Source organism: Pseudomonas sp. R11-23-07, assembly GCF_003852295.1.
Lineage (GTDB): Bacteria > Pseudomonadota > Gammaproteobacteria > Pseudomonadales > Pseudomonadaceae > Aquipseudomonas.
In genome coordinates this window covers 3,345,090-3,371,819 of record NZ_CP027761.1, presented here as the reverse complement: position 1 = coordinate 3,371,819, position 26,730 = coordinate 3,345,090, and the positions used below count along the sequence as shown (strand labels likewise).

General features: G+C 60.5%; 25 protein-coding genes. 14 read left to right on the top strand and 11 right to left on the bottom strand.

Translation table 11 applies throughout. The features are described from left to right. Positions 1-428: 428 nt before the first annotated feature. The 5 genes from ltrA (at position 429) to C4J84_RS15370 (ending at position 7,021) form a co-directional block, all read left to right on the top strand. The gene (gene ltrA / locus C4J84_RS15395; RefSeq protein ID WP_124435662.1) at positions 429-1,796 is read left to right on the top strand and encodes a group II intron reverse transcriptase/maturase; all 1,368 of its coding nucleotides are present in this window, start codon (positions 429-431) and stop codon (positions 1,794-1,796) included. A gap of 559 nt (positions 1,797-2,355) precedes the next feature. Then, entirely contained in the window at positions 2,356-2,826 is a 471-nt protein-coding gene (locus C4J84_RS15385) for a MarR family winged helix-turn-helix transcriptional regulator (protein WP_124371113.1), read from the top strand. Next, positions 2,826-4,277 (top strand): efflux transporter outer membrane subunit, encoded by a 1,452-nt coding sequence (locus C4J84_RS15380; RefSeq protein ID WP_124435661.1) that lies wholly within the window; start codon positions 2,826-2,828, stop codon positions 4,275-4,277. The genes C4J84_RS15385 and C4J84_RS15380 overlap by 1 nt, the downstream gene beginning before the upstream one ends. Positions 4,278-4,292: 15 nt before the next feature. Next, the gene (locus C4J84_RS15375; protein ID WP_124371111.1) at positions 4,293-5,492 is read left to right on the top strand and encodes an efflux RND transporter periplasmic adaptor subunit; all 1,200 of its coding nucleotides are present in this window, start codon (positions 4,293-4,295) and stop codon (positions 5,490-5,492) included. After that, positions 5,492-7,021, top strand: a complete 1,530-nt coding sequence (locus C4J84_RS15370; RefSeq protein WP_124367467.1) for a DHA2 family efflux MFS transporter permease subunit — start codon at positions 5,492-5,494, stop codon at positions 7,019-7,021. Before C4J84_RS15375 ends, C4J84_RS15370 begins: the two co-directional genes overlap by 1 nt. A 154-nt stretch (positions 7,022-7,175) precedes the next feature. On the opposite strand, the gene lpxH is transcribed toward C4J84_RS15370, so the two are convergent. Further along, on the bottom strand, positions 7,176-7,925 hold the full coding sequence (lpxH, locus tag C4J84_RS15365; protein WP_124435660.1) for a UDP-2,3-diacylglucosamine diphosphatase: 750 nt from the start codon (positions 7,923-7,925) through the stop codon (positions 7,176-7,178). Further along, a complete protein-coding gene (locus C4J84_RS15360) occupies positions 7,922-8,428 on the bottom strand; it encodes a peptidylprolyl isomerase (protein WP_124410256.1) in 507 nt (168 codons plus the stop codon). Before C4J84_RS15360 ends, lpxH begins: the two co-directional genes overlap by 4 nt. Before the next feature lie 248 nt (positions 8,429-8,676). Here C4J84_RS15360 and C4J84_RS15355 point away from each other — a divergent pair, with 248 nt between their 5' ends. Both C4J84_RS15355 and cysS read left to right on the top strand, forming a co-directional pair. Beyond that, complete coding sequence (locus tag C4J84_RS15355; RefSeq protein ID WP_124435659.1) at positions 8,677-10,377, top strand: glutamine--tRNA ligase/YqeY domain fusion protein; 1,701 nt, start codon at positions 8,677-8,679, stop codon at positions 10,375-10,377. Positions 10,378-10,395: 18 nt separating this feature from the next. After that, positions 10,396-11,784, top strand: coding sequence for a cysteine--tRNA ligase (gene cysS / locus C4J84_RS15350; RefSeq protein WP_124371108.1), 1,389 nt, complete (start codon positions 10,396-10,398; stop codon positions 11,782-11,784). Positions 11,785-11,966: 182 nt separating this feature from the next. Here cysS and C4J84_RS15345 read toward each other — a convergent pair whose 3' ends face one another. Beyond that, entirely contained in the window at positions 11,967-12,302 is a 336-nt protein-coding gene (locus C4J84_RS15345; protein ID WP_124371107.1) for a DUF6124 family protein, read from the bottom strand. Positions 12,303-13,006: 704 nt separating this feature from the next. On the opposite strand from C4J84_RS15345, the gene C4J84_RS15340 reads away from it, so the two are divergent. Further along, positions 13,007-13,333 (top strand): nuclear transport factor 2 family protein, encoded by a 327-nt coding sequence (locus tag C4J84_RS15340; protein WP_124371106.1) that lies wholly within the window; start codon positions 13,007-13,009, stop codon positions 13,331-13,333. Next, positions 13,330-14,112, top strand: coding sequence for an SDR family oxidoreductase (locus tag C4J84_RS15335; RefSeq protein WP_124371105.1), 783 nt, complete (start codon positions 13,330-13,332; stop codon positions 14,110-14,112). The genes C4J84_RS15340 and C4J84_RS15335 overlap by 4 nt, the downstream gene beginning before the upstream one ends. Here C4J84_RS15335 and C4J84_RS15330 read toward each other — a convergent pair. Next, positions 14,109-14,438, bottom strand: a complete 330-nt coding sequence (locus C4J84_RS15330) for a helix-turn-helix domain-containing protein (protein ID WP_124367459.1) — start codon at positions 14,436-14,438, stop codon at positions 14,109-14,111. The two genes, C4J84_RS15335 and C4J84_RS15330, sit on opposite strands and share 4 nt — an antisense overlap. A 366-nt stretch (positions 14,439-14,804) precedes the next feature. Here C4J84_RS15330 and C4J84_RS15325 point away from each other — a divergent pair, with 366 nt between their 5' ends. Beyond that, the gene (locus C4J84_RS15325; protein WP_124371104.1) at positions 14,805-15,566 is read left to right on the top strand and encodes a GNAT family N-acetyltransferase; all 762 of its coding nucleotides are present in this window, start codon (positions 14,805-14,807) and stop codon (positions 15,564-15,566) included. A 63-nt stretch (positions 15,567-15,629) separates the two neighbouring features. After that, complete coding sequence (locus C4J84_RS15320) at positions 15,630-16,748, top strand: acyl-CoA dehydrogenase family protein (RefSeq protein ID WP_124371103.1); 1,119 nt, start codon at positions 15,630-15,632, stop codon at positions 16,746-16,748. 139 nt (positions 16,749-16,887) lie between these two features. On the opposite strand, the gene C4J84_RS15315 is transcribed toward C4J84_RS15320, so the two are convergent. The 7 genes from C4J84_RS15315 to C4J84_RS15285 form a co-directional block, all read right to left on the bottom strand. Then, a complete protein-coding gene (locus C4J84_RS15315) occupies positions 16,888-17,226 on the bottom strand; it encodes a Na+/H+ antiporter subunit G (protein ID WP_124371102.1) in 339 nt (112 codons plus the stop codon). After that, positions 17,223-17,501 (bottom strand): K+/H+ antiporter subunit F, encoded by a 279-nt coding sequence (locus C4J84_RS15310; protein ID WP_005789171.1) that lies wholly within the window; start codon positions 17,499-17,501, stop codon positions 17,223-17,225. Before C4J84_RS15310 ends, C4J84_RS15315 begins: the two co-directional genes overlap by 4 nt. Further along, entirely contained in the window at positions 17,498-17,986 is a 489-nt protein-coding gene (locus C4J84_RS15305) for a Na+/H+ antiporter subunit E (protein ID WP_124371101.1), read from the bottom strand. Before C4J84_RS15305 ends, C4J84_RS15310 begins: the two co-directional genes overlap by 4 nt. Next, on the bottom strand, positions 17,983-19,665 hold the full coding sequence (locus C4J84_RS15300) for a monovalent cation/H+ antiporter subunit D (protein WP_124371100.1): 1,683 nt from the start codon (positions 19,663-19,665) through the stop codon (positions 17,983-17,985). The genes C4J84_RS15305 and C4J84_RS15300 overlap by 4 nt, the downstream gene beginning before the upstream one ends. Continuing rightward, on the bottom strand, positions 19,662-20,006 hold the full coding sequence (locus tag C4J84_RS15295; RefSeq protein ID WP_124363330.1) for a Na+/H+ antiporter subunit C: 345 nt from the start codon (positions 20,004-20,006) through the stop codon (positions 19,662-19,664). The genes C4J84_RS15300 and C4J84_RS15295 overlap by 4 nt, the downstream gene beginning before the upstream one ends. Next, positions 20,006-22,930, bottom strand: coding sequence for a monovalent cation/H+ antiporter subunit A (locus C4J84_RS15290; protein ID WP_124371099.1), 2,925 nt, complete (start codon positions 22,928-22,930; stop codon positions 20,006-20,008). Before C4J84_RS15290 ends, C4J84_RS15295 begins: the two co-directional genes overlap by 1 nt. Before the next feature lie 173 nt (positions 22,931-23,103). Continuing rightward, positions 23,104-24,033: a DMT family transporter gene (locus C4J84_RS15285; protein WP_124435658.1), complete on the bottom strand. Its 930-nt coding sequence runs from the start codon at positions 24,031-24,033 to the stop codon at positions 23,104-23,106. Between the two features lie 92 nt (positions 24,034-24,125). Here C4J84_RS15285 and C4J84_RS15280 point away from each other — a divergent pair, with 92 nt between their 5' ends. The 3 genes from C4J84_RS15280 to C4J84_RS15270 all read left to right on the top strand — a co-directional run bounded on the left by C4J84_RS15280 (position 24,126) and on the right by C4J84_RS15270 (position 26,721). Further along, the gene (locus C4J84_RS15280) at positions 24,126-24,689 is read left to right on the top strand and encodes a helix-turn-helix domain-containing protein (protein WP_124429917.1); all 564 of its coding nucleotides are present in this window, start codon (positions 24,126-24,128) and stop codon (positions 24,687-24,689) included. A gap of 186 nt (positions 24,690-24,875) precedes the next feature. Further along, positions 24,876-25,226: a hypothetical protein gene (locus tag C4J84_RS15275; RefSeq protein WP_124371096.1), complete on the top strand. Its 351-nt coding sequence runs from the start codon at positions 24,876-24,878 to the stop codon at positions 25,224-25,226. A 298-nt stretch (positions 25,227-25,524) separates the two neighbouring features. Continuing rightward, complete coding sequence (locus C4J84_RS15270) at positions 25,525-26,721, top strand: SfnB family sulfur acquisition oxidoreductase (RefSeq protein ID WP_124435657.1); 1,197 nt, start codon at positions 25,525-25,527, stop codon at positions 26,719-26,721. Positions 26,722-26,730 lie beyond the last annotated feature (9 nt).

Sequence of the window (26,730 nt, the reverse complement as noted above, 5' to 3'; positions counted from 1 at the left end):
CGTTGCTGCGGTAACGGCTGCTATGGGTTCCGCCCTTACGGCGTCTCACTTGTGCGCCCGGCATGGGCGCCATCTTGGAGGTGAAAGTCCTCTCGTAAGCTGGCCACAGCGAACGAAGCGAAGCGCAACTGCAGAAGGGTGACCGACTGTGGGGAGGAAGCGTGGAGCATAAACCTCGAGCCGAGGTACACGAATCGCATCTGAGGCGGATTCGGTCAGGGCGAGCAGCCAAGTGCCTGCGAAGCTCTTGTGGCCTAAAGGCCGGATACGTAAATGCGGCGGTTGTGAGGTGAAGGATGGCGTTCTTACCCGGGGAGATCTCGCCTCATGCCTGAAAGGGCGACGGTGTGAGCCGGAGCGAGAAGTCAGCAGAGGTCGTAGTAGCTGCTTGGCAGTGAAGGACCAAACGAGAAGAAAAGCGGTTTGACATGACGATACAGCAGGCCATGCAACAGATGCCCGGGCAACCGGGGCGGGAAGCGACGGCGAAGGGTGAATCTCCAAGCTGCGCGTCCAGCGTTGAAGCTGGCTGTCCGCGACATGATCCAAACCCCACAGGAGAGGGGCTGCTACAAGCAGCCCTTAGCAAAGAAAACTTACTGCTTGCCCTCAAACGGGTGCGTTCTAACAAAGGTGTTGCGGGTGTGGACGGTCTGACGATCGACGAAACCGTGCAACACCTGAAAACGGCATGGCCGGGAATACGCAGCCAGTTACTGGCAGGTGAATACCGGCCTGCTCCCGTGCGCAGGGTCCTGATCCCGAAACCGGATGGTGGCGAGCGCAAGCTTGGCATCCCGACGGTCACGGACAGACTCATTCAGCAGGCACTATTGCAGGTTCTCCAGCCGTTGCTGGATCCTGGTTTCAGTGAACACAGCTACGGCTTTCGTCCGGGGCGCAGCGCTCACCAGGCCGTTCTGGCGGCGCAGCAATATATCCATTCGGGGCGTCAGGTTGTGGTGGATGTCGATATCGAGCAGTTTTTCGATTGCGTCAACCATGACCTGCTGATCGCCCGACTGAGCAGGAGGGTGACTGATCGGGGCGTACTGTGCCTGATCCGGGCCCACCTGAACTGCGGGACGTTGATCGGAAAAGACGTAGTGATCAACAGGCAGGGGACGCCGCAAGGCGGCCCGCTTTCACCGCTGTTGGCGAATGTGGTGCTGGATGAAGTGGACAAGGAACTGGAACGAAGAGGTCATTGCTTCGTCAGGTATGCGGACGATGCCAATGTTTATGTACGCAGCCCCAAAGCCGGCCTGCGGGTGATGGCAGTGCTCCAACGCCTCTACGGTCGCCTTGGGTTGCGCATGAACGAAGGCAAGAGCGCAGTTGCCAGTGTGTTCGGTCGAAAATTCCTTGGGTACGGCTTCTGGCTGACACCCGACGGAAAGATCAGGCGCTGGGCAACAAACAAGGCACTCCAGGCTTTCAAACAACGCATCCGGGAATTGACTTCGCGTAACGGCGGTCGAAGCCTGGAGCAGGTCATTGGAAGATTGAGGCCGTACCTACTGGGCTGGAAGGCGTATTTCTGCCTGTCGCAAACCATAGCGATGTGGAAACGGCTGGATGGATGGATACGTCGAAGACTCAGGGCAATCCAGCTCAAGCAGTGGAAGACCGGCAGGACGACCTATCGTGAGCTGTGCAGGATGGGGGCGACCCCGGATCTAGCTGCGCAAATAGCGGTGGATAGCCACAGGATCTGGCACAACAGCGCCGGGCTGATTCATAGCGTTCTGACGGTCGCGTGGTTTGATCGGCTGGGGCTTCCCCGCCTCAGTTAACCTGAACTTCTCGAACCGCCCGGTGCGGACCCGCATGCCGGGTGGTGTGGCAGGGGAGCGGCCAGATGGCCGCCCCCTATGCCGATTTGAAAAGCGCAAAAGTAAGCAAAACGCTCTTGCCCCACCACTCGGCACCTCGCCTAGGCTCGGTGTGCCCGTAATCCGACAGTGATTTGGGGGGCCGCCGCCACGCGCCATCCATGGCGCGGGGCGGCTAAACCGGCATCCCTGCCGGTTTACCCCCCAAATCACTGTCGAATTCCGGCCAGCGTGGTTTAACGGGGCGCTTAAGATCAAGAGCAAGATCAAGAGCGGCTCGCTTCGCATCGTGGTTACTGTTGGCTGCTACAAAGTTGTGTAGATACCTATGCCCCGATAGCGGTGGGTCAGCTGCAGATAAGCTGACTGACTGGCCGCTATCGGGGGCAAGCCCCCTCCCACATTGGTATTTATTCCATTCAGTTACCAAGCAACCTAACTATTCCATTTGACATTCGCTGCCTAAGCAGTAATATCTCGTCACACATTCACTGCCTAGGCAGTAATAAGGTGACTTCCGATGCCGCATTTCACCCCTGAAAACTTCCACAACTGCCATCTCGGGCTGTTGCTGGGCCGCGCTGCGATCCTCAAGGACCGCATCATCGACACCCATATGGAACCTCACGGCATTACCGCCGCGCAGTTCAAGGTGTTGATCATCATGGCCCAGTTCGGTGTCGACACGCCGGCCGAGCTGTGCCGCAACCTGTCCCTGGACAGCGGTTCGATGACGCGCATGCTCGACCGGCTGGAGCAGAAAAAGCTGCTCAGTCGCAAGCGTTCCGACCTGGACCGCCGCCAGGTGCAGTTGGTGCTCACCGCCGACGGCCAGCGTCTGGCAGACATGCTGCCGCAGATCGGTGCCCAGGCCCTCAACCAACTGGCCGGTGTGCTTGAGGCGGGCGAGTTGGAAACCCTGGAGCGGATCCTCAAGAAAATTCTGATAGCTGCGGGTGATCCCATCACCCTTCAGCGGGTAGGACAATGATGAACACACGCGCATTCAGCCTGGTGCTGATGGCGATGACGTTGGCCGGTTGTGCCAACTACAGCGGCCTTGACACCCAGGGCAAACGCCTCGACGCCAATAGCTTGCACACCGGCAAATCCCTGAGCGGTGTCAGCCTGTCCAGCGCCGCCTGGCCGGCCGCCGACTGGTGGAAAAGCCTCGGCGACCCACAGCTCGACGGCCTGATCCAGGAAGCCCTGCAATACAGCCCCGATATGCAGGTCGCCAGTGCCCGTGCGCACCAGGCCGAAGCTGCGGCCTATGCCGCCAACGCCGCGCGCATGCCCACCCTGGATGCCAGCGCCGGTGTCAGCCGTTCGCGGCTGGCCAAGGACCAGGACCCGCGCGGGGAGGGCGATGCCTATTCGACGGTGCGCAACATCGGCGCCAGCTTCAATTACAACTTCGACCTGTGGGGCGGCCAGCGCGCCGCCTGGGAAGCCGCCCTGGGCCAGGCCCGCGCCGCCGAAGTCGACCAGCAGGCCGCGCGCCTGACCCTGGCCGCCAACGTGGCCAAGGCCTACAGCGATCTGGGCCAGGCGCATATCGTGCGTGACCTGGCTGCCGACGACCTCAAGCGCACCCGCCAGATGCTCGACCTGAGCAAGCGCCGCCTGAGTTCCGGCATCGACAGCGAATACCAATACCAGCAAACCGAAAGCCTGGAAGCCAGCTCCCAGTCGCAATTGATCGATGCGGAAAAACAACTGCAAAGTGCCAAGATCGCCCTGGCCGTGCTGCTCGGTAAAGGCCCGGACCGTGGTAACGAACTGGCGCGCCCGAATGTATTGAAACCCACGGCGGTCGCCGTGCCGTCGGTGTTGCCCGCCGAGCTGCTCGGCCGGCGCCCGGACCTGATCGCCGCGCGCTGGCGGGTAGAAGCTGCGAGCAAGGACATCGCCGCCAGCAAGACCCGTTTCTACCCCAACCTCAACCTGAGCGCGAGCGCCGGCGCCGAATCGTTGTTGGGCGACGCCATGTTCGGTTCGGCCAGCCGCTTCTTCAATATCGCGCCGACGATATCGCTGCCGATCTTCGACGGTGGCCGCCTGCGCGCCGACCTCGACGCCCGCGACGCCGATTACGACTTGGCCGTGGCCCAGTACAACAAAACTCTGGTGCAAGCCCTGGGCGACATCGGCAGCACCCTGTCGCAACTGCGCGACACCGGGCGGCAGATTCAGGCGCAGCAACACGCCGCCGATATCGCCCAGCAGTCTTATGACACCGGGGTGCAACGCTACAGCTCCGGCATCGGTAACTATCTGGATGTGCTCAGCATCGAGCAGCAATTGCTGCAGGCCCAGCGTCAGTTGGCGACCTTGAATGCTGCGCAGATCGATCTGTCGATTCAATTGATGCAGGCCCTGGGTGGCGGGTTCAACGCCAGCAACGTGGCCGCGACCACCCCAGCCAACCGCACGGAATAATTTGAGGTATTTGTCATGGCCACTGCCGACAGCAACACCGCACCCGAACAAACCAAAGACAACAACCCGCGCAAACGCAAAGTCATGCTGATCGGCCTGGCGCTGATCGTCATCCTCGGTGTCATTGGCGTCTGGGCCTGGTACGAGTTCTACGGGCGCTTCAACGAAAGCACCGATGACGCCTATGTGAATGGCAACGTGGTGGAAATCACCCCGCTGGTCACCGGCACCGTGGTCAGCATTGGTGCCGATGATGGCGACCTGGTCCATGAAGGCCAGGTGCTGGTCAACTTCGATCCCAACGACGCCGCCGTCGGCCTGCAAAGTGCCCAGGCCAACCTGGCCCGCACCGTGCGCCAGGTCCGCGGCTTGTACAGCAATGTCGATGGGATGAAAGCCCAGGTCAACGCGCAGAAAGCGGACGTGCAGACCGCCCAGGACAACTACAACCGGCGTAAGACCCTGGCCCAGGGCGGAGCGATCTCCCAGGAAGAATTGTCCCACGCCCGTGACAGCCTGACCGCCGCCAAGAACGCCTTGACCAACCTTGAGCAGCAACTCAAAACCAGCAATGCCCTGGTGGATGACACGGTGATTTCGTCCCACCCGGATGTGCAGGCGGCCGCCGCGCAACTGCGCCAGGCGTACCTGGCCAACGCGCGCAGCACCTTGATCGCCCCGGTCACAGGCTATGTGGCCAAGCGCACCGTGCAACTGGGCCAGCGCGTGCAACCGGGTACCGCGCTGATGGCGGTGATTCCGCTGGACCAGCTGTGGATCGATGCCAACTTCAAGGAAACCCAGCTGCGTGATATGCGCATCGGCCAGCCGGTGGATATCGAATCGGACATTTACGGCAGCGATGTGAAGTACAGCGGCACCGTCGACAGCCTGGGCGCCGGCACTGGCAGCGCGTTTGCCTTGTTGCCCGCGCAGAACGCCACCGGCAACTGGATCAAGATCGTGCAGCGGGTGCCGGTGCGCATCCATATCAACGCCGAAGAGCTGGCCAAGCACCCGTTGCGGGTCGGCTTGAGTACCGTTGTCAACGTGGACCTGCATGACCAGAGCGGCCCGGTGCTGGCGCAACAGGCGCCGCAGAAGGCTTCGTTTACCACCAACGTGTATGACCGCCAATTGGCCGAAGCCGATGCCATGATCAACCAGTTGATCCATGACAACAGCGTCGCCGCTCCCAAGGCTGCGCAACGCTGATGAGCAATAACGCCTCGTTCACGCCGCCAAGCCTGGTGATGGCCACCATCGGGCTGTCGCTGGCGACCTTCATGCAGGTGCTCGACACCACCATCGCCAACGTGGCGTTGCCGACCATTTCCGGCAACCTGGGCGTGAGTTCGGAGCAGGGCACCTGGGTCATTACCTCGTTTGCGGTGAGCAACGCCATTGCCTTGCCGCTCACCGGTTGGTTGAGCCGGCGCTTCGGCGAGGTGAAGCTGTTTCTGTGGGCGACCCTGCTGTTCGTGCTGGCGTCGTTCCTGTGCGGTATTTCCACCTCGATGCCCGAGTTGATCGGCTTTCGCGTGCTGCAGGGCCTGGTCGCCGGGCCGCTGTACCCGATGACGCAAACCTTGCTGATCGCGGTGTACCCGCCGGCCAAGCGCGGCATGGCTCTGGCGTTGCTGGCGATGGTCACGGTGGTGGCGCCGATTGCCGGGCCGATCCTCGGCGGCTGGATCACCGACAGCTACAGTTGGCCATGGATCTTCTTCATCAACGTGCCCATCGGCATCTTTGCGGTGATGGTGGTGCGTGCGCAGCTCAAGAAACGCCCGGTGCAGACCAGCCACCAACCGATGGATTACGTCGGGCTGCTCAGCCTGATCGTTGGGGTCGGCGCCTTGCAGATCATCCTCGACAAGGGCAATGACCTGGATTGGTTCGAGTCCAACTTCATCATCATCGGTGCGGCCATTTCGGTGATCGCCCTGGCGGTATTCGTCATCTGGGAAATGACCGACAAGCACCCGGTGGTCAACCTGCGCTTGTTTGCCTATCGCAACTTCCGTATCGGCACCATTGTGTTGGTCGGCGGCTATGCGGGTTTCTTCGGCATCAACCTGATTCTGCCGCAATGGCTGCAGACCCAGATGGGCTACACCGCCACCTGGGCCGGCCTGGCGGTGGCGCCGATCGGTATTCTGCCGGTGCTGATGTCGCCGTTCGTGGGCAAGTACGCGCACAAGTTCGACCTGCGCCTGCTGGCGGGGCTGTCATTCCTGGCGATGGGCTTGAGCTGTTTCATGCGTGCGAGCTTCACCAACGAGGTGGATTTCCAGCACATCGCCCTGGTGCAGTTGTTCATGGGTATCGGCGTGGCGCTGTTCTTCATGCCGACCTTGAGCATCCTGATGTCCGACCTGCCACCGCAGCAGATTGCCGACGGCGCCGGTCTGGCGACCTTCCTGCGGACCCTGGGCGGCAGCTTCGCGGCGTCGCTCACCACCTGGATCTGGATTCGCCGCGCCGACCAGCACCATGCCTACATGAGCGAGAACATGACCGTCTATGACTCGACCACGCGCGATGCCGTGCAGGCGCTGGGTGGGGCAGGGCACAAGGCCTATGCGCAACTGGACCAGATTCTCACCAGCCAGGCGTACATGATGTCTACCGTAGATTACTTCACGTTGATGGGGTGGGTCTTCGTGGGGTTGATGCTGTTGGTGTGGCTGGCCAAGCCGCCATTTGGCGCCAAGGCCGGGCCGGAAGCGTCCGGGCACTGACCTTCAAGAGTGAAATGCAATCAAATGTGGGAGGGGGCTTGCTCCCGATTGCGGTGGGTCAGTTACAGATTGGCTGACTGACCCACTGCTATCGGGAGCAAGCCCCCTCCCACATTTTGATCTCTGTTTACATTCAATAGGTGATGTTTGAAGTTTAGGCGCCAGGCAATGCCAACTGCGGGTTGACGAAGTCAAACGCCGCCAGTTGAAAGCCTTGCTCATCCACCTGCAACGCCCACCCTTGCTTGTCCCAATCCCCCAGCACAATGCGCCTGGCCGCCTGGTCACCAATCTGCAGCTTATGAATGGCGGGGCGGTGGGTGTGGCCGTGAACGAGGGTGCGCACGCCAAAGTGTTGCATGACCCGTGGCACTTCTTCCGGCGTGACGTCGACAATGTCGTTGGCCTTCATCCGTACCTGGGCGCTGCTTTCACTGCGCAGCTTGCGTGCCAGCCGGTGGCGGGTGCGCAGGGGCAGGTGGCGCAGGATGAACAGCACCATCGGGTTGCGCAGAATGCGCCGCAGCTTCATATAGCCGAGGTCGCGGGTGCAGAGGCTGTCGCCGTGCATCAGCAGCACGGGTTCGCCGGCGAGCTGCACGACACTCGGGTCCTTGAGCAGCGTTGCGCCTGCCGCTTTGCAGAACGCCTTGCCGATCAGGAAATCGCGGTTGCCGTGCATGATGAAAATCGGGGTGCCGCTGTCGCTCAGTTCGCGCAGTGCGGCGCAGATCGAACGCTGGAACGGTGTCATCCCATCGTCGCCAATCCAGGCTTCGAAGAAGTCGCCCAGAATGTACAACGCCTGGGCGCCACGGGCGCGGCCGTGGAGCAGATCCAGAAACGCCCGGGTGATGTCCGGGCGCTCCTCTTCCAGATGCAAATCTGAAATCAGCAATATCACGCTTCGATGATCTCGGCTTTCTCGACGATCACGTCTTCGGCTGGAACGTCCTGGTGGCCGGCCTTGGAGGTGGTCGACACACTTTTGATCTTGTCGACAACGTCGGTGCCTGCGGTAACTTTACCGAACACCGCGTAACCCCAACCCTGCACGTTCTTGCCGCTGTGGTTGAGGAAGGCGTTGTCGGCCACGTTGATGAAGAACTGCGCGGAGGCCGAATGCGGCTCCATGGTACGGGCCATGGCGACGGTGTACTTGTCGTTGGAAAGGCCGTTGTCCGCTTCGTTCTGGATGCTTGGGCGCTTGTCTTTCTTCTCTTTCATGCCGGGCTCGAAACCGCCGCCCTGGATCATGAAGTTGCCGATGACACGGTGGAAAACGGTGTTTTCGTAGTGGCCGGCTTTGACGTACTCGATGAAGTTGGCGACGGTGATCGGCGCTTTCTCGGCGTTCAGCTCGATGACGATGTCACCGTGGTTGGTGGTCAGTTTGACTTGAGTCATGTTCACTACTCTTTTCAGGGAATTCGTGGGGTTGGGCGAATAAACGCTTTACCTGCCTGGCTAAACGGCGGCCAAGTCGCGCAGTTTAGCGTGCCCTGCAGGAATTTCGAGGTGGTTTTTTACCGCCAAGGCAATTAAAGCAGCAGTTTTTGACCGCGCTCTGTCAGGCGGTTGACAGGTTCGGCTATGATAAGCCCTTTGTTTTATCTGGCCTCACCCGGCCACGAACCTGTCTGTTCAAGGATCCTATGAGCAAGCCCACTGTCGACCCTACCTCGAATTCCAAGGCCGGACCTGCCGTCCCGGTCAATTTCCTGCGCCCGATCATCCAGGCGGACCTGGATTCGGGCAAGCACACGCAGATCGTCACCCGTTTCCCGCCAGAGCCCAACGGCTACCTGCACATCGGTCACGCCAAGTCGATCTGTGTGAACTTCGGCCTGGCCCAGGAATTCGGCGGCGTCACGCACCTGCGTTTCGACGACACCAACCCGGCCAAGGAAGACCAGGAATACATCGACGCCATCGAAAGCGACGTGAAATGGCTGGGTTTCGAATGGTCCGGTGAAGTGCGCTATGCCTCGCAATATTTCGACCAGTTGCACGACTGGGCCGTCGAGCTGATCAAGGCCGGCAAGGCCTACGTCGACGACTTGAGCCCGGAGCAGGCCAAGGAATACCGCGGCACCCTGACCGAGCCGGGCAAGAACAGCCCGTTCCGCGACCGTTCGGTAGAAGAGAACCTCGACTGGTTCGCCCGCATGCGTGCCGGTGAGTTCCCGGATGGCGCCCGCGTGCTGCGCGCCAAGATCGACATGGCCTCGCCGAACATGAACCTGCGCGACCCGATCATGTACCGCATCCGCCATGCCCACCACCACCAGACCGGTGACAAGTGGTGCATCTACCCCAACTATGACTTCACCCACGGTCAGTCGGACGCCATCGAAGGCATCACTCACTCCATCTGCACCCTGGAGTTCGAAAGCCACCGTCCGCTGTACGAGTGGTTCCTGAGCAACCTGCCGGTGCCGGCACAGCCGCGCCAGTACGAGTTCAGCCGCCTGAACCTGAACTACACCATCACCAGCAAGCGCAAGCTCAAGCAGCTGGTGGATGAAAAGCACGTGTTCGGCTGGGACGACCCGCGCATGTCGACGTTGTCGGGCTTCCGCCGTCGCGGCTACACCCCGGCGTCGATCCGCAATTTCTGCGAGATGGTCGGCACCAACCGTTCCGACGGCGTGGTCGACTTCGGCATGCTCGAGTTCAGCATCCGCCAGGACCTCGACGCGAACGCCCCGCGTGCCATGTGCGTGTTGCGTCCGTTGAAGGTCGTGATCACCAATTACCCGCAAGACCAGGTCGAAAACCTCGAACTGCCGCGTCATCCGCAGAAAGAAGAGCTGGGCGTGCGCAAGCTGCCGTTCGCGCGTGAAATCTACATCGATCGCGATGACTTCATGGAAGAACCACCAAAGGGCTACAAACGCCTGGAACCCAATGGCGAAGTGCGCCTGCGCGGCAGCTACGTGATCCGTGCCGATGAAACCATCAAGGACGCCGATGGCAACATCGTCGAACTGCGCTGCTCGTACGACCCGGACACCCTGGGCAAGAACCCCGAAGGCCGCAAGGTCAAGGGCGTGGTCCACTGGGTCCCGGCCGCTGCCAGCATCGAGTGCGAAGTGCGCCTGTACGATCGGCTGTTCCGCTCGCCGAACCCTGAGAAAGCCGAAGACAGCGCAAGCTTCCTCGACAACATCAACCCAGATTCGCTGCAAGTCCTCACGGGTTGTCGTGCCGAGCCATCGCTTGGCGACGCACAGCCGGAAGATCGGTTCCAGTTCGAGCGCGAAGGTTACTTCTGCGCGGATATCAAGGACTCCAAACCTGGTCATCCGGTATTCAACCGTACCGTGACCTTGCGTGATTCGTGGGGCCAGTGATTCTCTAAGGAAGCCGTTGTGCTAACGATCTACAACACACTCAGCAAGACCAAAGAAGTCTTCAAGCCGCTGGATGGCAACAAGGTGCGCATGTACGTGTGCGGCATGACCGTGTACGACTACTGCCATATCGGCCATGGCCGCAGCATGGTTGCCTTCGACCTGGTGACCCGCTGGTTGCGTTTCAGCGGCTACGACTTGACCTATGTGCGCAACATCACCGACATCGACGACAAGATCATCAACCGCGCCAATGAAAACGGCGAGGCGTTCGACGCGCTGACCGAGCGCATGATCGCCGCCATGCATGAGGACGAGGCGCGCCTCAATATCCTCAAGCCGGACATGGAACCGCGCGCCACGGACCACATCCCTGGCATGCACGCGATGATCCAGACCCTGATCGACAAGGGTTACGCCTACGCCCCGGGCAACGGCGACGTGTACTACCGCGTCGCCAAGTTCATGGGCTACGGCAAGCTGTCGCGCAAGAAAATCGAAGACCTGCGCATCGGCGCGCGCATCGAAGTCGACGAGGCCAAGCAGGACCCGCTCGACTTCGTGCTGTGGAAAGCCACCAAGCCCGGCGAGCCGAGCTGGGAATCGCCGTGGGGCGCCGGGCGTCCGGGCTGGCACATCGAATGCTCGGTGATGTCCACCTGCTGCCTGGGCGAGACCTTCGACATTCACGGCGGCGGCAGCGACCTGGAGTTCCCGCACCACGAAAACGAAATCGCCCAGAGCGAAGCCGCCACCGGCAAGACCTACGCCAATGCCTGGATGCACTGCGGCATGATCCGCATCAATGGCGAGAAGATGTCCAAGTCCTTGAACAACTTCTTCACCATCCGCGACGTGCTGGAAAAGTATCACCCGGAGGTTGTGCGTTATTTGTTGGTGTCCAGCCACTACCGCAGCGCCATCAACTACTCGGAAGACAACCTCAAGGACGCCAAGGGCGCCCTGGAGCGGTTCTACCATGCGTTGAAAGGCCTGCCCGCCGTGGCCCCCGCCGGCGGCGAAGCGTTTGTGGCACGGTTTACCGAAGTGATGAACGACGACTTCGGCACGCCGGAAGCCTGTGCGGTGCTGTTCGAGATGGTGCGTGAGATCAACCGTTTGCGTGAGACTGATGTCGACGCGGCGGCGGGTCTGGCGGCTCGTCTGAAAGAACTGGCGAGCGTGCTGGGCGTGTTGCAGATGGAGGCTGATGACTTCCTGCAAGCCGGCGCCGAAGGGCGTGTGGATGCGGCTGAGGTGGATGCGTTGATCCAGGCGCGTCTGGCGGCTCGTACCAATAAAGACTGGGCGGAATCCGACCGTATCCGCGACCAACTGACCGCGATGGGTGTGGTGTTGGAAGACGGGAAGGGCGGGACGACCTGGCGGTTGGCTGATCAGGCCTGATTGGTAAACGCTGAACGAAAAACGCCCCGACTGGTTCGGGGCGATCGTTCCCACGCTCCGCGTGGGAATGCATCCCGTGACGCTCTGCGTCACAAGTGCGCAGGACGTGGGAGCGATCACTGATCCAGCGCCATCCGGGGCAAGCCCCCTCCCATGGATTAGCCCAATCTTCGATCTCAGATTTATCTCTGAAGTCTACTTTCATTGAGGTTTAGTGTTTTCTCCACCATCAACTGAATCCCTTCCAGCATTCGACAAATTCCCAGAGCCACGCTGCGCGGATTACCGTCGATCTCAAAAGCTAGATGATTTGCCAGCGCTTGAACTGACGCCAGGTCCTCTGAAGCGTTGATCAATAAGGTTTCTGCATCTAATCCTTCGCGCACAGCAAACAGACCTGTTCCGTTACCTGACGGCTCTGGTTTCGAAGATGGGTTCAAATAATGGTTAATCGCTTGATGAGCAGAAACTTGAAACTGGGATGAATCAAGCGGCGGATTCGGACTGTCTTTAATCATGGCGAAGCTCCTAGAGTATTGGAGTCACCACCCATCGCTGCGAAACGATATTAGGGTGGCAGCTGTACGCAGGTTCGCAGACCGGGACTCTAGGCACCCGGCATACCCGAAGGTATCCCGCGCACAGCCGCCATAACATCAGGCATAAAAAAAGCGCCCGCTATCTGAGGTGGACGCTGTGCGTCTAGAGTTTAACCGGGCTGCGAAACCCGGTCGCTGAATTTGCAGCGACCACCGAAGATTAGGCAGCCATCTTCCGAGCGACAACCCTAAAACGCTGTCGGAAATTTCCGTCTGAGCCTCATGCTTGATCTGAGTTGTTCGGCGGGACGCGGAGCGCCCCAGGCGGCATTACCACGCGGAGCGTGGGAACGATCAAAATGGGCGGCGCGCATCAGGTCTTTCGTCTGATGCAAAACCAACTGTGGGAGCGGGCTTGCTCGCGAATGCAGTCTTTCATTCAGAGCAGCAGTGGCTGACACACCGTATTCGCGAGCAAGCCCGCTCCCACATTTTTGACTGTGCTCACCTTGCGAAGTCTTCGGTTTCACATTTATTGGGGATGCGCGCACTTCAATGTCCGGGCCGGCCCGTGAATCCAATGGCTTACTTTGCAGTAAGCCCATTACCTTTTTGTGCGTTCTTGTGGCGAGTTCCGGCGGTTTCTATCCTGACGGCCTATCGAATGTTCAGGAGTACCCACCATGACCCTCGCGCTTCCTCCAGCCATCGCCCGTTACTTCGCCGCCGACGCCGCCAAGGCAGGCGATTTCAGCGAGTGTTTCACCGCCGACGCGGTGGTCAAGGACGAGGGCTACACCTATGTCGGTTTGCCGGCTATCCAGGCTTGGAAAACCGACACCGCCGGCAAGTACAGCTACACCAGCGAACCTTTTGCCTGTGAAGAGCAGGGCGGTAAAACCGTAGTGACCAGCCATCTGGTAGGGAATTTCCCGGGAAGCCCGCTGGACTTGCGGTATTGCTTCAGTCTGGAACGCGACAGGATTGCCGCGCTGGAGATCGGCGTATGAGCTTCGACCTCGGCCTGAAAGGCCTCCGCGCGCTGGTCACCGGCGGCACCAAGGGCATCGGCGCCGCCGTGGTAGCTGTGCTGCATGAACAGGGCGCCCAAGCGTTTTCGGTCGCACGTTCGGCGGCAGATTCGACACCCGAAGGCGTGCATTTCATCGCCGCCGACCTCGGCACTGCCGCCGGGTGTGCGAGCGCAACCGAGGCGGTGAAAGACCGGTTTGGCGGTGTGGATATCATCGTTAATGTGCTCGGTGGTTCCAGCGCACCAGGCGGTGGTTTTGCCGTGCTGGATGATGAGCAGTGGGCAAGTGCGTTGGGGCAGAACCTGATGGCGGCGGTGCGGGTGGATCGGGCACTGTTGCCGGGGATGATAAAGCGTGGGGCTGGGGTGATTATTCATGTCACGTCCATTCAGCATGAGTTGCCGTTGCCCGAATCGACTACGGCGTATGCTGCCGCGAAGGCGGCGTTGGCGACTTACAGCAAAAGCCTGTCAAAGGAAGTGACGCCAAAGGGGGTTCGGGTGGTGCGGGTTTCGCCGGGCTGGGTGGAGACCGACGCGGTGGTGGCTCTGGCAGAGCGCCTGGCGCACCAGGCGGGAACGGATTATGAGGGCGGCAAACAGATCATCATGCAGGCGCTGGGCGGCATTCCTCTCGGGCGTCCGGCCAAACCTCGGGAGGTGGCTGATTTGATCGCCTTCCTGGTATCGCCCCGGGCCGCTTCGATCAGCGGTACCGAGTACGTGATCGACGGCGGTACCGTGCCCACGGTCTAAATCGCCGGCTTGACCGCCTGCCATTTGAGCAGGCCATCGAGCACCGGGCACAGGCTCTGGCCCCACTCGGTCATGCGGTATTCGACCTTGGGCGGGACTACCGGGTAGACCGTGCGGTGCACCAGGCCGTCGGCTTCGAGCTGGCGCAGTTGTTGGGCGAGCATCTTCTGCGAGATATCCGGGATCAGCCGCTCCAGGTCGGAATAGCGCTGTACCTGTCCACCGAACAAGTGGAACAGGATGATCAGCTTCCAGCGCCCGCCGAGCCAGGCGAGGGTGGTTTCGACGTCGGCTGCGGCGGTGGCGGGGGTGTAGGCGTTGCTCATCGCTCGATTCCTGGAAGGTGGCAAAATGGGCGGCACGAATGCGATCCATCGCTTGGCATCGATTGCACATTTTACATCAGGCGTAAAAAACGCCCGCTACCCAGGTGCGGGCGTTGTGCGCTCGGAGTTTAACCGGGCCGCGAAACGCGGTCGATGAATTTGCAGCAACCGCCGAAGGGTGTGCAGCCATTTTCCAAGCAACACCCTAAACACTGTCGGAACTGACTGGCGGTCAAAATGATGACTTTCGCTTTGATTATAGTCTTGCCAAATTAACCCGAGGTTTCAGAGTTTCCTTACAGTCTCCCCTCAAGCAGGGCAGCTAATGTTTTGTTTATTACTTGTCGTTGTAAGAAGGGAAACTATATGCAAATGCTTACAGAAACCAGAGACGCGGGTTCAGGCTTGCCGCCGCATGGCGGTAAGTTGATCGTCGGCCTCGCCAGTACGTCAGAGCAACTGCGAGAAGTACAAGCCCTTCGTTATAAAGTATTCAATGAAACTTTTCAGGCGACGGCACTTACGAACGCGCAAGGTTTGAATGCCGATGAGTTTGATGATTATTGCGACCATCTTATAGTACGGGACATCACGACTGGCTGTGTGGTCGGTACCTATCGCTTAATGAGTCCTACGGCAGCCCGACACCTGGGATACTACTCGGAAAAGGAATTCGACCTGAGCCGATTGGATCATTTGCGCGATCGTATTACCGAAGTGGGGCATGCCTGCGTGCACCCTGACTACCGCAGCGGCAGCGTGATCATGATGCTGTGGTCGGGCTTGATAGCCTACATGCAACGTAAAGGATGTGATTATTTAATGGGGTGCGCCAGCGTCAGTTTGGCCGATGGCGGTTACCAAGCGTCGGCCATTTATCGTGCAATTACACCCAAACAATTCGCGCCGTCTGAATACCGTGTTACCCCTCATATACCCTTTGCACTTCATGACGTTAAAAATGAAAAACCTGTGCCCATGCCACCCTTATTAAAAGGTTATTTGCGCGGTGGTGCCTGGGTATGTGGCGACCCGGCCTGGGACTGTGATTTTCATACGGCTGACTTCTTTGTGTTGATGCCGTTATCGAATATAGATCAGCGCTATGCGCGCCATTACGTGAAGTAAATAAGCCGGCACTCCGTTAGTGTGAATCGGGATGCTGCATGAACCATCGAAGGGGTTAACGCTATGTTGTTGACAGAAGAACGAACCACTGCATTTGAACTGCTACCGCAATTGGCAGCCTTTCTTGAGTCCGCATCGCTTTTGGAACTGGAACAGGGCCCGTCCCAACGACTGGCCGATCTGTTTCGCACCGTTGGCCGGCCTGGGCTTGCCATTGCCGAAGCGCTGGGTGGTGGGGGTGTCAGTGCACGCCAATTGGCGCAGTTGCACACGTGGGTCGGCGCACATTGCCCTTCACTGGCAGTGATGATGACCATGCACCACCACACCATCGCCGGCATGATGGCCGCCAGTTATTTCTTTCCTGATCTTGAGAAGTTGTTGAGCCTGGTTGCACGCAACGACTTGTTGGTGGCGTCCGGGTTCGCCGAAGGGCGTGCGCATTCGGATATTCTGGCCTCGACCATGACCGTGGAAAAAACCGCCGACGGCTATGTCGTGAATGGCAGTAAGAAACCCTGCACGATGACCCATCACTTCGACGTGATCACGTTTGGCGTCAATTACATCGATCCAGAAGACCGCACGCATCTTGGCATCGGCGCGGGGTTGGCGGGTGATCCACGTATCGAGCGTAAGAAGTTCTGGGGCGTTCCTCATCTGCAAGCGGCGGACAGCCATGAGGTCATCTTCAATAACCTGGTGGTTCCCGATTCCATGATGCATTTCAGCAACACGGTGGATGAGCAGCTCGATGAGGATCAACAGGGGATGGGTAACCACCTGTTTGCGATCTGGTTCCAGCTGCTGGCTGCGGCGTCCTACCTGGGCATGGCGTCCGCGTTGGTCTCGCGTGCTTTGACGGCGGGTAAAGGTTCGCCGGAAGACCGGGCACTGTTGCTGATCGACCTGCAAGGGGCGACGATGGCGTTGCAGGGGTTGGCCACTTCGATAGACGAAAACCGCTTCTTGCGCGCCGACCTGGCGCGTGCACAGGCCACACGCTTCTCGGTGCAGGAAGCGGTCAATCGTATCGGCACGCGTGCCTTCGAACTCATGGGCGGCATGGCGTTCATATCGTCGGAAGAAGTCGCCTATCTGCTGGTGGCAACGCGTGTGTTGGCGTTCCACCCGACTTCCAGGGTCGCCAGCAGCGCATTTCTATGTGAGCAACTGGGCTGAAAAGGTTGGGGGGAACCAGATCTTTCGCCTGACACAAAACCAAATGTGGGAGGGGGCTTGCCCCCGATGGCGGAGTGTCAGTCACAGATGTCTGACTGAACCACCGCTATCGGGAGCAAGCCCCCTCCCACATTTTAAATCAACGGCGGCTGCTGACCTCGGCGGGCACATCGTCCCCTGCCATGCGCTTGCGGAACAGCGCGGTACGGGCCAATAGCAAGGTGGTCACCGGCACCGTGATCGACAACAAAATCGGGATCAACCAACCGTGCAACACCGGCCCGGACTTGAGCACCGAAAAATAGATAATCGACGCCAATGCCACGCACCACGCCCCAAGGGTCGAGGCCAGGGCTGGCGGGTGCATGCGCTGGAAGAAGTCTTTCATCCTCAGCAAGCCAATCGCTCCGATCAACGCGAACACGCTGCTGAGCACCAGCAGTATTGCCACGACGATTTCCATCCACAACGGCATCATTCAATCACCTCCCCACGCAGCAGGAATTTGGCCAGGGCGAACGAGCCGACGAAGCCGAACAGCGCGATCAACAGCGCCGCTTCAAAGTAGGTGTCACTGGCATAGCGAATGCCCAGCACCAGCATCATCAGCATCGCCAGGATGTACAGATAGTCCAGCGCCAGTACCCGGTCCTGGGCCGAGGGGCCTTTGAACAGGCGGATCAAGGTCAGCACCATCGCCAGGGAAAATAGGAACAGGCTGAACAGGATCGCATTGGAGAGCAGGGCGCTCATTCGAAGATCTCCATCAGGGGCCGCTCATAGGTGGCTTTGAAGTGCTCGATAAACGGCGCTTCCTCGTCCAGGTCGAACACGTGCAAGAGCAGGATGCTGCGGTCCAGCGCCAGTTCGGACCAGATGGTGCCGGGGATCACCGTGGTGATCATCGACAGCGCCGCGAGGCCGTTGGGGCTGCGCAGGTCCAGGGGGATCTTGATAAAGCGCGAACGCGGCGCGCGTGAGCCACAGGTCAAGACGCCCCAGGCCACTTGCAGGTTGGAGACAATTACGTCGCGGCCCACCAGCAGGAACAGGCGCAGGATCACGCCGGGACGGCGCAGGCTGATCGGTTGCGGGCGCAGTGGCGCCATCATCAACGGCGCAAGCACGCCCAGCAGCGCACCGAGCAGCAGGTTGCCGGGGCTGATGGACAGGTTCAGCACCAGCCATAAGCCCAATAACGCCAGCGACAGCCACGGCGCGGGAAACAGGCGTTTCATGGCTGCACCTCCAGGGCGGCGGCCTTGGCTTCAGGGCTGGGCACCGGGCGCGTCGCCATCACTGCCATTACGTAATGCTCAGGGTTATTCAGGCTGTTGGCGGTGGCCAGGGTGTAGCGCATCAAGGGCTCGGCCTTGAAGGTCAGCGCAATGCTCAGGCCCAGCAGCAGGAAGATCGGTATACATTCGTAGCGGCGCAGCAGGGGCGATGGGCGCTCTTCGGGTGTCCAGAAGCGCTGGATGCCGAGCCGTGCGAAGGCGATCAGCGAGGCCAGGCCAGACAGGATCAACAGCGCCACCAGGCCCCAGGCCGCCGGGCGAATGGGTTCATCCACCGCATTGCCCAGGCCCAGCGGGTTGACCAGCGCGCTTAACAAACTGAGCTTGCCGATAAACCCGGACAGCGGCGGCATGCCGATGATCAGCAGCGCGCAGGCGACAAAGCTCAACCCCAGGAACGCCATGGTCCAGGGAATCACCTGGCCGACCACGGCTTTCTGTTCATCGTCGAGGTTGACGCCGGGCCGTGGATGCAGGGATTCCATGGCCTTGGGCAGTGCGTCGATCTCTTCGTCCAGTGGCAGGTCATTGGCCGAGCGCGAGCGTTCGATCAATTCAGCCAGCAGGAACAGCGCGCTCAGCGCCAGGGTGGAGCTGACCAGATAAAACAGCGCCCCCGCCGTCAGGCTCGGCTGGGCAAAGCCCACCGCCGACAGCAGGATGCCGGCCGAGACCAGAATGCTCAGGCTCGCCATGCGTTCCAGGCGCTGCGCCGCGAGCATTGCCAGTGCCGCGCAGACAATCGTGGCCATGCCGCCGTACACCAGCCAGTCACCGCCAAACAACGCCGAAGCGCCGGCCTGGCCGGAGAACAGCAGCGTCCACAAGCGCAGCACGGTATACACGCCCACTTTGGTCATGATCGCGAACATCGCCGCCACCGGCGCGCTGGCCGAGGAGTAGGCCGGGGCCAGCCAGAAGTTCAGCGGCCACATACCGGCCTTGGCCAGGAATGCGGTGGCCAGGATCGCCGCACCGGCGTGCAACAGGCCGCGATCGGCCTCCGGCACCAGCGGGATTTTCAGCGCCAGGTCAGCGAAGTTCAGCGTGCCGGTGACCCCGTAGATCATCGCCGCGCCGATCAGGAACAGCGACGACGCCAGCAGGTTGATTGCGATGTAATGCAGCCCCGACGACACCCGTGCGCGGCCCGAACCGTGCAGCATCAAGCCGTAGGACGCCGCCAGCAGCACCTCGAAAAACACGAACAGATTGAACAGGTCAGCGGTGAGGAAGGCGCCGTACAGGCCCATCATCTGCACTTGGAACAGCGCATGGAAGCTGGTGCCGGCACGGTCCCAGCGGGCCATGGCGAACAGCAGCGCGCTCACGCCGATAATCCCGGTCAACACCAGCATCAGCGCCGACAGTTGGTCCACCACCAGCACGATGCCGAACGGCACTTGCCAGTTGCCCGGCAGGTACACGCCGATCGAGCCGGGGCCGCCTTTTTGCGTCCAGTACAACAGCAGCACGGCGATGCCCAGCCCCAGCATGCTCGAGACCAGGTTGATTTTTGCCTTCAGCGGGCGGCGTTTCTCGCCGAGCATCAGCATCAGCGCGGCGGTCAGCAAGGGCAGCAGGATCGGCGCAACGATCAGTTGATTGACCCAATTCATGCCTTGGGCTCCCGGCCATCCACATGGTCGGTACCGGTCAGGCCCCGCGAGGCCAGCAGCACCACCAGGAACAACGCAGTCATGGCGAAGCTGATCACGATCGCCGTGAGCACCAGTGCCTGGGGCAGGGGGTCGGTGTAGTTGAGCAAGTCCTGGGGCACGCCATCCTTGATGATCGGCTCCTTGCCGATAAACAGGCTGCCCATGCTGAAAATGAACAGGTTGACGCCGTAGGACAACAAGCACAGGCCCATCACCACCTGGAATGTCCGTGGTCGCAGGATCAGCCAGACGCCGGAGGCTGCCAGCACCCCAATAGCAATTGCAATGACTTCTTCCATCAGGCGGCAGCTCCTTGTGGGTTGGCGACGGCTTTGAGCTGGTTGCTCGGTTTGTGCGCGCGCACCGATTGGTGACCGAGGGCGGTGAGCATCAGCAGGGTCGAGCCGACGACCATGGCGTATACGCCGACGTCGAAAAACAATGCGCTGGCGACATGGATATCGCCCAGCACCGGCACGCTCAGGTGCCAGGTGTGGGTGGTGAGGAACGGGTACCCGGCGAACAACGCACCAAGCCCGGTGAGGGTCGCCGACAGCAGGCCGAAGCCCATCCAGCGCATCGGCCGCAGGCTCATCTGCGCCTCGACCCACTGCGTACCGGCCACCATGTATTGCAGGATGAACGCCACCGACATCACCAACCCCGCGACAAAGCCGCCGCCCGGTTGGTTATGGCCGCGCATGAACAGGTAGAACGACACCACCAGCGCTATCGGCAACAGCAGGCGCACCAGCACCGCCGGCACCATCATGAAGCCCAGGGCGGTGTCGCTGGCCTGGCGCGGGTTGACCAGGTCGGTGGCGACATCGGGCGCGAGCTGGCGCTGTTGAGGCGGCAGCTCCATGCTTTCTTTCGACGGGCGGAAGCGCCGCAGCAGCGCGTACACGGTCAGCGCCACCGCGCCGAGCACGGTGATTTCGCCAAGGGTGTCAAAGCCGCGGAAGTCCACCAGCATCACGTTCACCACATTGCTGCCGCCGCCCTCGGGCAGGGCGCGGCTGAGGTAGAACGAGGAGATATCGTTGGGCGTCTGGCGGGTCAGCATCGCGTAAGACAGCAGCGCCATGCCGCCGCCCACCACGGTAGACAGCAGAAAGTCGCGCAGGCGCCGGATACGCGCCTTGCGCAGCGAGCTGGGCAGCGGCGAGACTTCTTCGATCCGCCGTGGCAGCCAGCGCAGGCCGAGCAGGATCAGCACGGTGGTCACCACTTCCACCACCAGTTGCGTCAGCGCCAGGTCCGGCGCCGAGAACCACACAAAGGTAATGCAGGTCATCAAGCCGCATACGCTGACCATGGTCAGGGCCGCCAGCCGGTGGTACTTGGCCTGCCAGGCGGCGCCCAGCGCGCAGGCAATCGCCAGCAACCACAGGGTGACGAACACGATGGAACCGGGGATTTTCGGCCGGTCGCCCCAGCTCAGGCCGCTGTTGAACATGGGGATCATGGCGCCGATCACCGCGACGATCACCAGCAGGAACAACTGGGTCTGCAGGCGCTTGGTGCTGATGCGTTTTTCCAGGCGACGCACGCCGCGCATCATCAGCACCAGGCAGCGCTCGAAGCCGCGCTTGCCGTTGAAATAGCCGACCAGGGGCGGGTAGGCGAAGCGGCCACGCTTGAGTTGTTTGCGCAGCATCAGGTACAGCACCACACCGCCGCACATGGCTACCAGGCTCATGATCAACGGTGCGTTCCAGCCGTGCCAGATCGCCAGGCTGTACTCGGGCAGCACGCCGCCCACCACGGGCAACGCGGCGGCGGCGAGGATCGAGCCGACCATCTGGGCCGGGAAAATCCCCACCAGTAGGCAGGTGAACACCAACAGTTCAACCGGCGCGCGCATCCAGCGCGGGGGTTCGTGGGGCGTGTGGGGCAAGTCGGTGGCAGGCGGACCGAAGAACACATCCACGGTGAACCGCAACGCATAGGCCACGCTGAAGGTGCCGGCGATGGTTGCGATCAACGGCAGGGTGATTTCCACCCATTTTGTCGCCGAGATAAACACCGTTTCGGCGAAGAACATCTCTTTGGACAAGAAACCATTGAGCAACGGTACGCCGGCCATCGAGGCGCTGGCCACCATCGCCAGGGTCGCGGTGAACGGGATCAGGCGCACCAGCCCACTGAGCTTGCGGATATCCCGCGTGCCGCTTTCGTGGTCGATGATGCCCGCCGCCATGAACAGCGAGGCCTTGAACGTGGCGTGGTTGAGGATGTGGAACACTGCCGCGACGGCCGCCAGCGGGCTATTGAGGCCCAGCAGCAGGGTGATCAGCCCCAGGTGACTGATGGTGGAGTAGGCCAGCAGGCCCTTGAGATCGTTTTGAAACATGGCGCAGTAAGCGCCGAGGAGGAGGGTGATGGCGCCGGCGCCGCCGACGATCCAGAACCATTCTTCGCTGCCCGACAGCGACGGCCACAGGCGGGCCAGCAGGAACACGCCGGCCTTCACCATCGTGGCCGAATGCAGATAGGCTGAAACCGGCGTTGGCGCCGCCATGGCGTGGGGCAGCCAGAAGTGGAAGGGGAACTGCGCGCTTTTGCTCAAGGCGCCGATCAACACCAGGGCGAGCATCGCCGGGTACAGCGAGTGCGCGCGAATCTGCTCGCCCGCCGCCAGCACCTGGTCCAGGTCATAGCTGCCGACGATATGCCCGAGCAACATCACCCCGGCCAACAGGCACAGGCCGCCCGCGCCGGTGACCATCAACGCCATGTAGGCACCGCGCCTGGCATCGGCGCGGTGGTGCCAGTAACCGATCAACAGGAACGAGAACAGGCTGGTCAGTTCCCAGAAAAACACGATCTGGATCAGGTTGCCGGAAATCACCAGGCCGAGCATGGCGCCCATGAAAGCCAGGAAAAACGCGAAAAAACGCGGCACCGGGTCGTCCGGCGACATGTAGTAACGCGCATACAGCGACACCAGCGCACCGATGCCCAGCACCAGCATCGAGAACAGCCAGGCGAAGCCATCCAGGCGCAGCACGAAGTTCAGCCCGAGGCTGGGCAACCACATGAATTCTTCACGGATCACGCCACCGTGGGCGATCTGGGGGTAAAGCATGGCGACTTGTACGGTGCCGACCAAGGCCACCAGGCCGGCCAGCAAGGACTCGGTGTTACGCGCGTTGTGCGGCAGCAAGGCCGCCAGACAGCTGCCAACGAATGGCAGAAGCAGTAGAACTATCAGGGACATAGGCTTCTAATCTGCGGGAGTTTGGGATGCATCATACGTGCCGCTTTCTTGATCACCAAACGGCAAGATGTGGCAGGATCCTACAAGAGCAATAGAATACAGCTACAACGTGGACGCGGAGCGTCCAGGTCGGCGTTACCACGCGGAGCGTGGGAACGATCAATCATCCGACCTTAGCCCTGGCGCTCCTGTTCCATCTCATCCTGTGCTTCGAAAGCCTTCTGCCCCTTGGTTTTCATTTCACTCACAATCACCGCCAGCACAATCAACGCCGCCCCTACCATCGCAATCGGCGGGAATCGCTCGCCGGCAAGCCGTCCGACCACGCCCGCCCACACCGGCTCGCCGGCATAAATCAGGGTAGCCCGGGTCGGCGAAACACTCTGCTGCGCCCAGTTCATCGCCACCTGGATCACCGCGCTGGTCAAGCCCAGGCCCACCGCACTGAACAGCAACAACCATGAAAAGCCCGGCAATGCCTCGCCCATCGGCACCACCATCAGGAACGACAACAGCGACGCCGTGGCCAGTTGCACCACGGTCACCCGACGCACATCCACTTGCCCGGCATAAGCGCTGATCAGAATGATTTCGGCGGCAATCGCCACGGCGCCGATCAGCGTGGCGATTTCACCGGAGCTGAAATTCAGCGATGCTCCGGCCGGGCCGGTCAACAGCATCAACCCGGCAAACGCCAGCATGATGCCGATGCTCGGCATCAACCCTGGACGTCGGCCCAGCACCAGCCACTGCAACAACGGTACGAACGGAACATAGAGCGCGGTGATGAACGCCGACTGGCTGCTCAGGATTGTCTGCAGGCCAATGGTCTGCAAGCCGTAGCCGAACAGGATCGCCACGCCGATGAACACCCCGGCCTTCAACTCGAACAGGGTCAGGTCGCGCAAGGTACGCAAGGAAAAAAAGCCGACTACAATGGCTGCGGCTGCAAAGCGCAGGCCGACGAAAAACATCGGCCCGCTGACGGTCATGGCATGCTGCACCAGCAAGAAGGTGCCGCCCCAGATCATGGTGATCACCACCAGGATGCATTCGGCTTTGCTGAAGCGATTGAAACGCGAAGGAGAGTTCGGGGCAGTCATGGCGGCTCGGTCTTGCAAGGGAAAGGCACGGACCGCACAATGCGCCGCACCCTGGGCAGTATACTGCGCACACCCTCCCATTGAGCAATATAGTGCACAAAGAAAATCCACACCGGGCTTCGGTCCTGCAACACGTCAGCCAGAACGTGCGTCGCCTGCGCCACGCCGCCGACCTGAGCCAGACCGCGCTGTCGGAAAAGTCCGGGGTCAGCCGGCGCATGCTGGTGGCGATCGAGGCGGGGGAGAAGAACGTCAGCCTTTCCACCCTCGACCGCGTGGCCGAAGCGTTGGATGTGGCGTTCAGCGACCTGATCCAGGCCCCGGATGCGCCCGACCACAGCCGCATCAACGAACTGGCCTGGGCGGGTGAGATCCCCGGCAGCAAGGCCGTGCTGCTCGCCAAGGCCACTGCCCGGCGCGAAGTAGAGTTGTGGGAGATGCGTCTGGAGCCGGGAGACCGCTACAGCCCCGAACCGGACCCGGAAGGCTGGAGCGTGCAGCTGTTTGTATTCGAAGGCTGCCTGACCTTGCTATTGGACGGCCAGGAGACACATGTCGTGGCTGGTGAGTTCTACATGTTTGCCAGCCGCCAGGCCCACGCTTATCGCAATGATGGCGTCATGGCAGCTCGTTTCGTACGCAACGTGGTGCTTTAGATTTAACTTTAAGACGGTTACTGCACTGTCAACTGTCAATGTTCACAGGTGTCAAGACGGTAGCAAAAGCTTATGTTGACTGGGTAGTCCTCATATAGATTCGGTGTTTTTTTACAAAACTACATGTTTTGTCTCTGCCGAGCATTCTTAGAGTTACTACATAACTAAGCATACGGAGATAGTCTAATGAACAGCATATATACTGAATCGGATAAAATGGTTCCAGCACCTTCTATCGAGCCGCTGCATAATGGTGTTATTCATTTTCAAGATATAGTGGATGGTAAGGGGGTTTTGATTATAAATCCCTACAAGGATATGGCATCTGGGCAAACTATTAAGTGGAGAGTCTATGGTGATGGCGTGCTTCTTGGTTTTATTGAAGTGACAGAAGTCAAACAGTACATTGTCAAAATGTATCCGCAGGTTTTTCACTGTCCTGAAGTCACTGCGTTATATGTTGTGGAATTAGATGGCGAACCATTATTTCACTCCGCAAAAGTTCATTACAAAGTACTAGGCTATCCGAGCGAGTGAAAGTCGTTTAGTTTCAGGCAAGACTCCTGCTGTAGTTTTGGCATCTCCCCCATGCTGGGGTCTTCCTGCTCGTGCGTCCGCCCGTTATCCCTGTTTTGGGATACCTATCCTATAGCGGTCGCCAGATTTCTGGATTAACTCACACTGTTCGCTGAACAACAGAGAACAAACAGTTTGCTGATTTATTGTGCGTGGTCTTATTTTTGTAAGATTTTAACTATTTGAATTTATTCAATATTATGTTCAGGCATGACTCCTGCAATCACTCCGTTATCCCCTCGGAGCCTGGAGTCGGCCCATGTCAGCCCACCCTCAACACCCTGCCCACATCATTCGCTCGGACGCCGAGGCCATCGAGATCGCCACGCGCCTGGCCGAACGTTTTGCCGTCGACGCCAGCGCGCGTGACCGTGACCGCCGCCTGCCCGTTGCCGAACTCGACGAGTTTTCCGCCAGCGGCCTGTGGGGCATCACCATTCCCAAAGCCTATGGCGGCGCCGGGGTGTCCTATGTGACGGTGGCCGAAGTGATCAAGTTGATCTCCGCCGCCGACCCGTCCCTGGGGCAGATCCCGCAGAACCATCTGGGCGTGGTGGATATCCTGCTGCAAACCGCCACTGAGGAGCAAAAGCGCTACTACTTCGGCAAGGTGCTGGCGGGCTATCGCTTCGGCAATGCGTTTTCCGAAGCCAAGAGCAAAAACGCCGGGACCTTCGACACGCAGATTCGCGTCGACGGCGACACCGCGCGCATTGACGGCGAGAAGTTCTATTGCACCGGCGCGCTGTTTGCGCACATCGTACCGGCCGTCGGCAACAACGAGCACGGGCAGGCGCTGATTGCCTTCATCGAACGCGATGCGCCCGGCCTCACGGTGATCGACAGTTGGGATGGCTTCGGCCAACGCACGACCGCCAGTGGTGGCGTAACCCTCGACGGTGTGAGCGTGCCCTCGAGTGCGGTCATCCCCGCACACCTGGCGTTCGATCAACCCACCGCCAACGGCCCGATCTCGCAGATTATCCAGGCCGCAGTCGACACCGGCATCGCGCTGGGAGCTCTGGAGCAGGCGAAGATTCACGCCCGCCAGGCACGACCCTGGATCGACAGCCAGCAGGAACACGGCTGGCAAGACCCGTTCACTATTGCCGCCATCGGCGACCTGGAGTGGCGCGTGCACGGCACCGAAGCCATTCTCGCCAAAGCCGGCAAGGCAGTGGACCAGGCGCTGGCCGAGCCGAGCGAAGACAGCGTGGCCCACGCCTCGTTGGTCGTCGCCCAAGCCAAAGTGCTGTCGGCGGAAACCGCCTTGCTCGCCAGCAGCAAGCTGTTCGAACTGGCCGGCACCCGCTCGGTGACCGGCAAGCACAACCTCGACCGTTTCTGGCGTAACGCACGCACCCACACCCTGCACGACCCGGCGCGCTGGAAGTACCACCTGATCGGCAACTTCGTGCTCAACGGCGTGAAGCCTGCGCGCCACGCCTGGAACTGAGGAACCTTA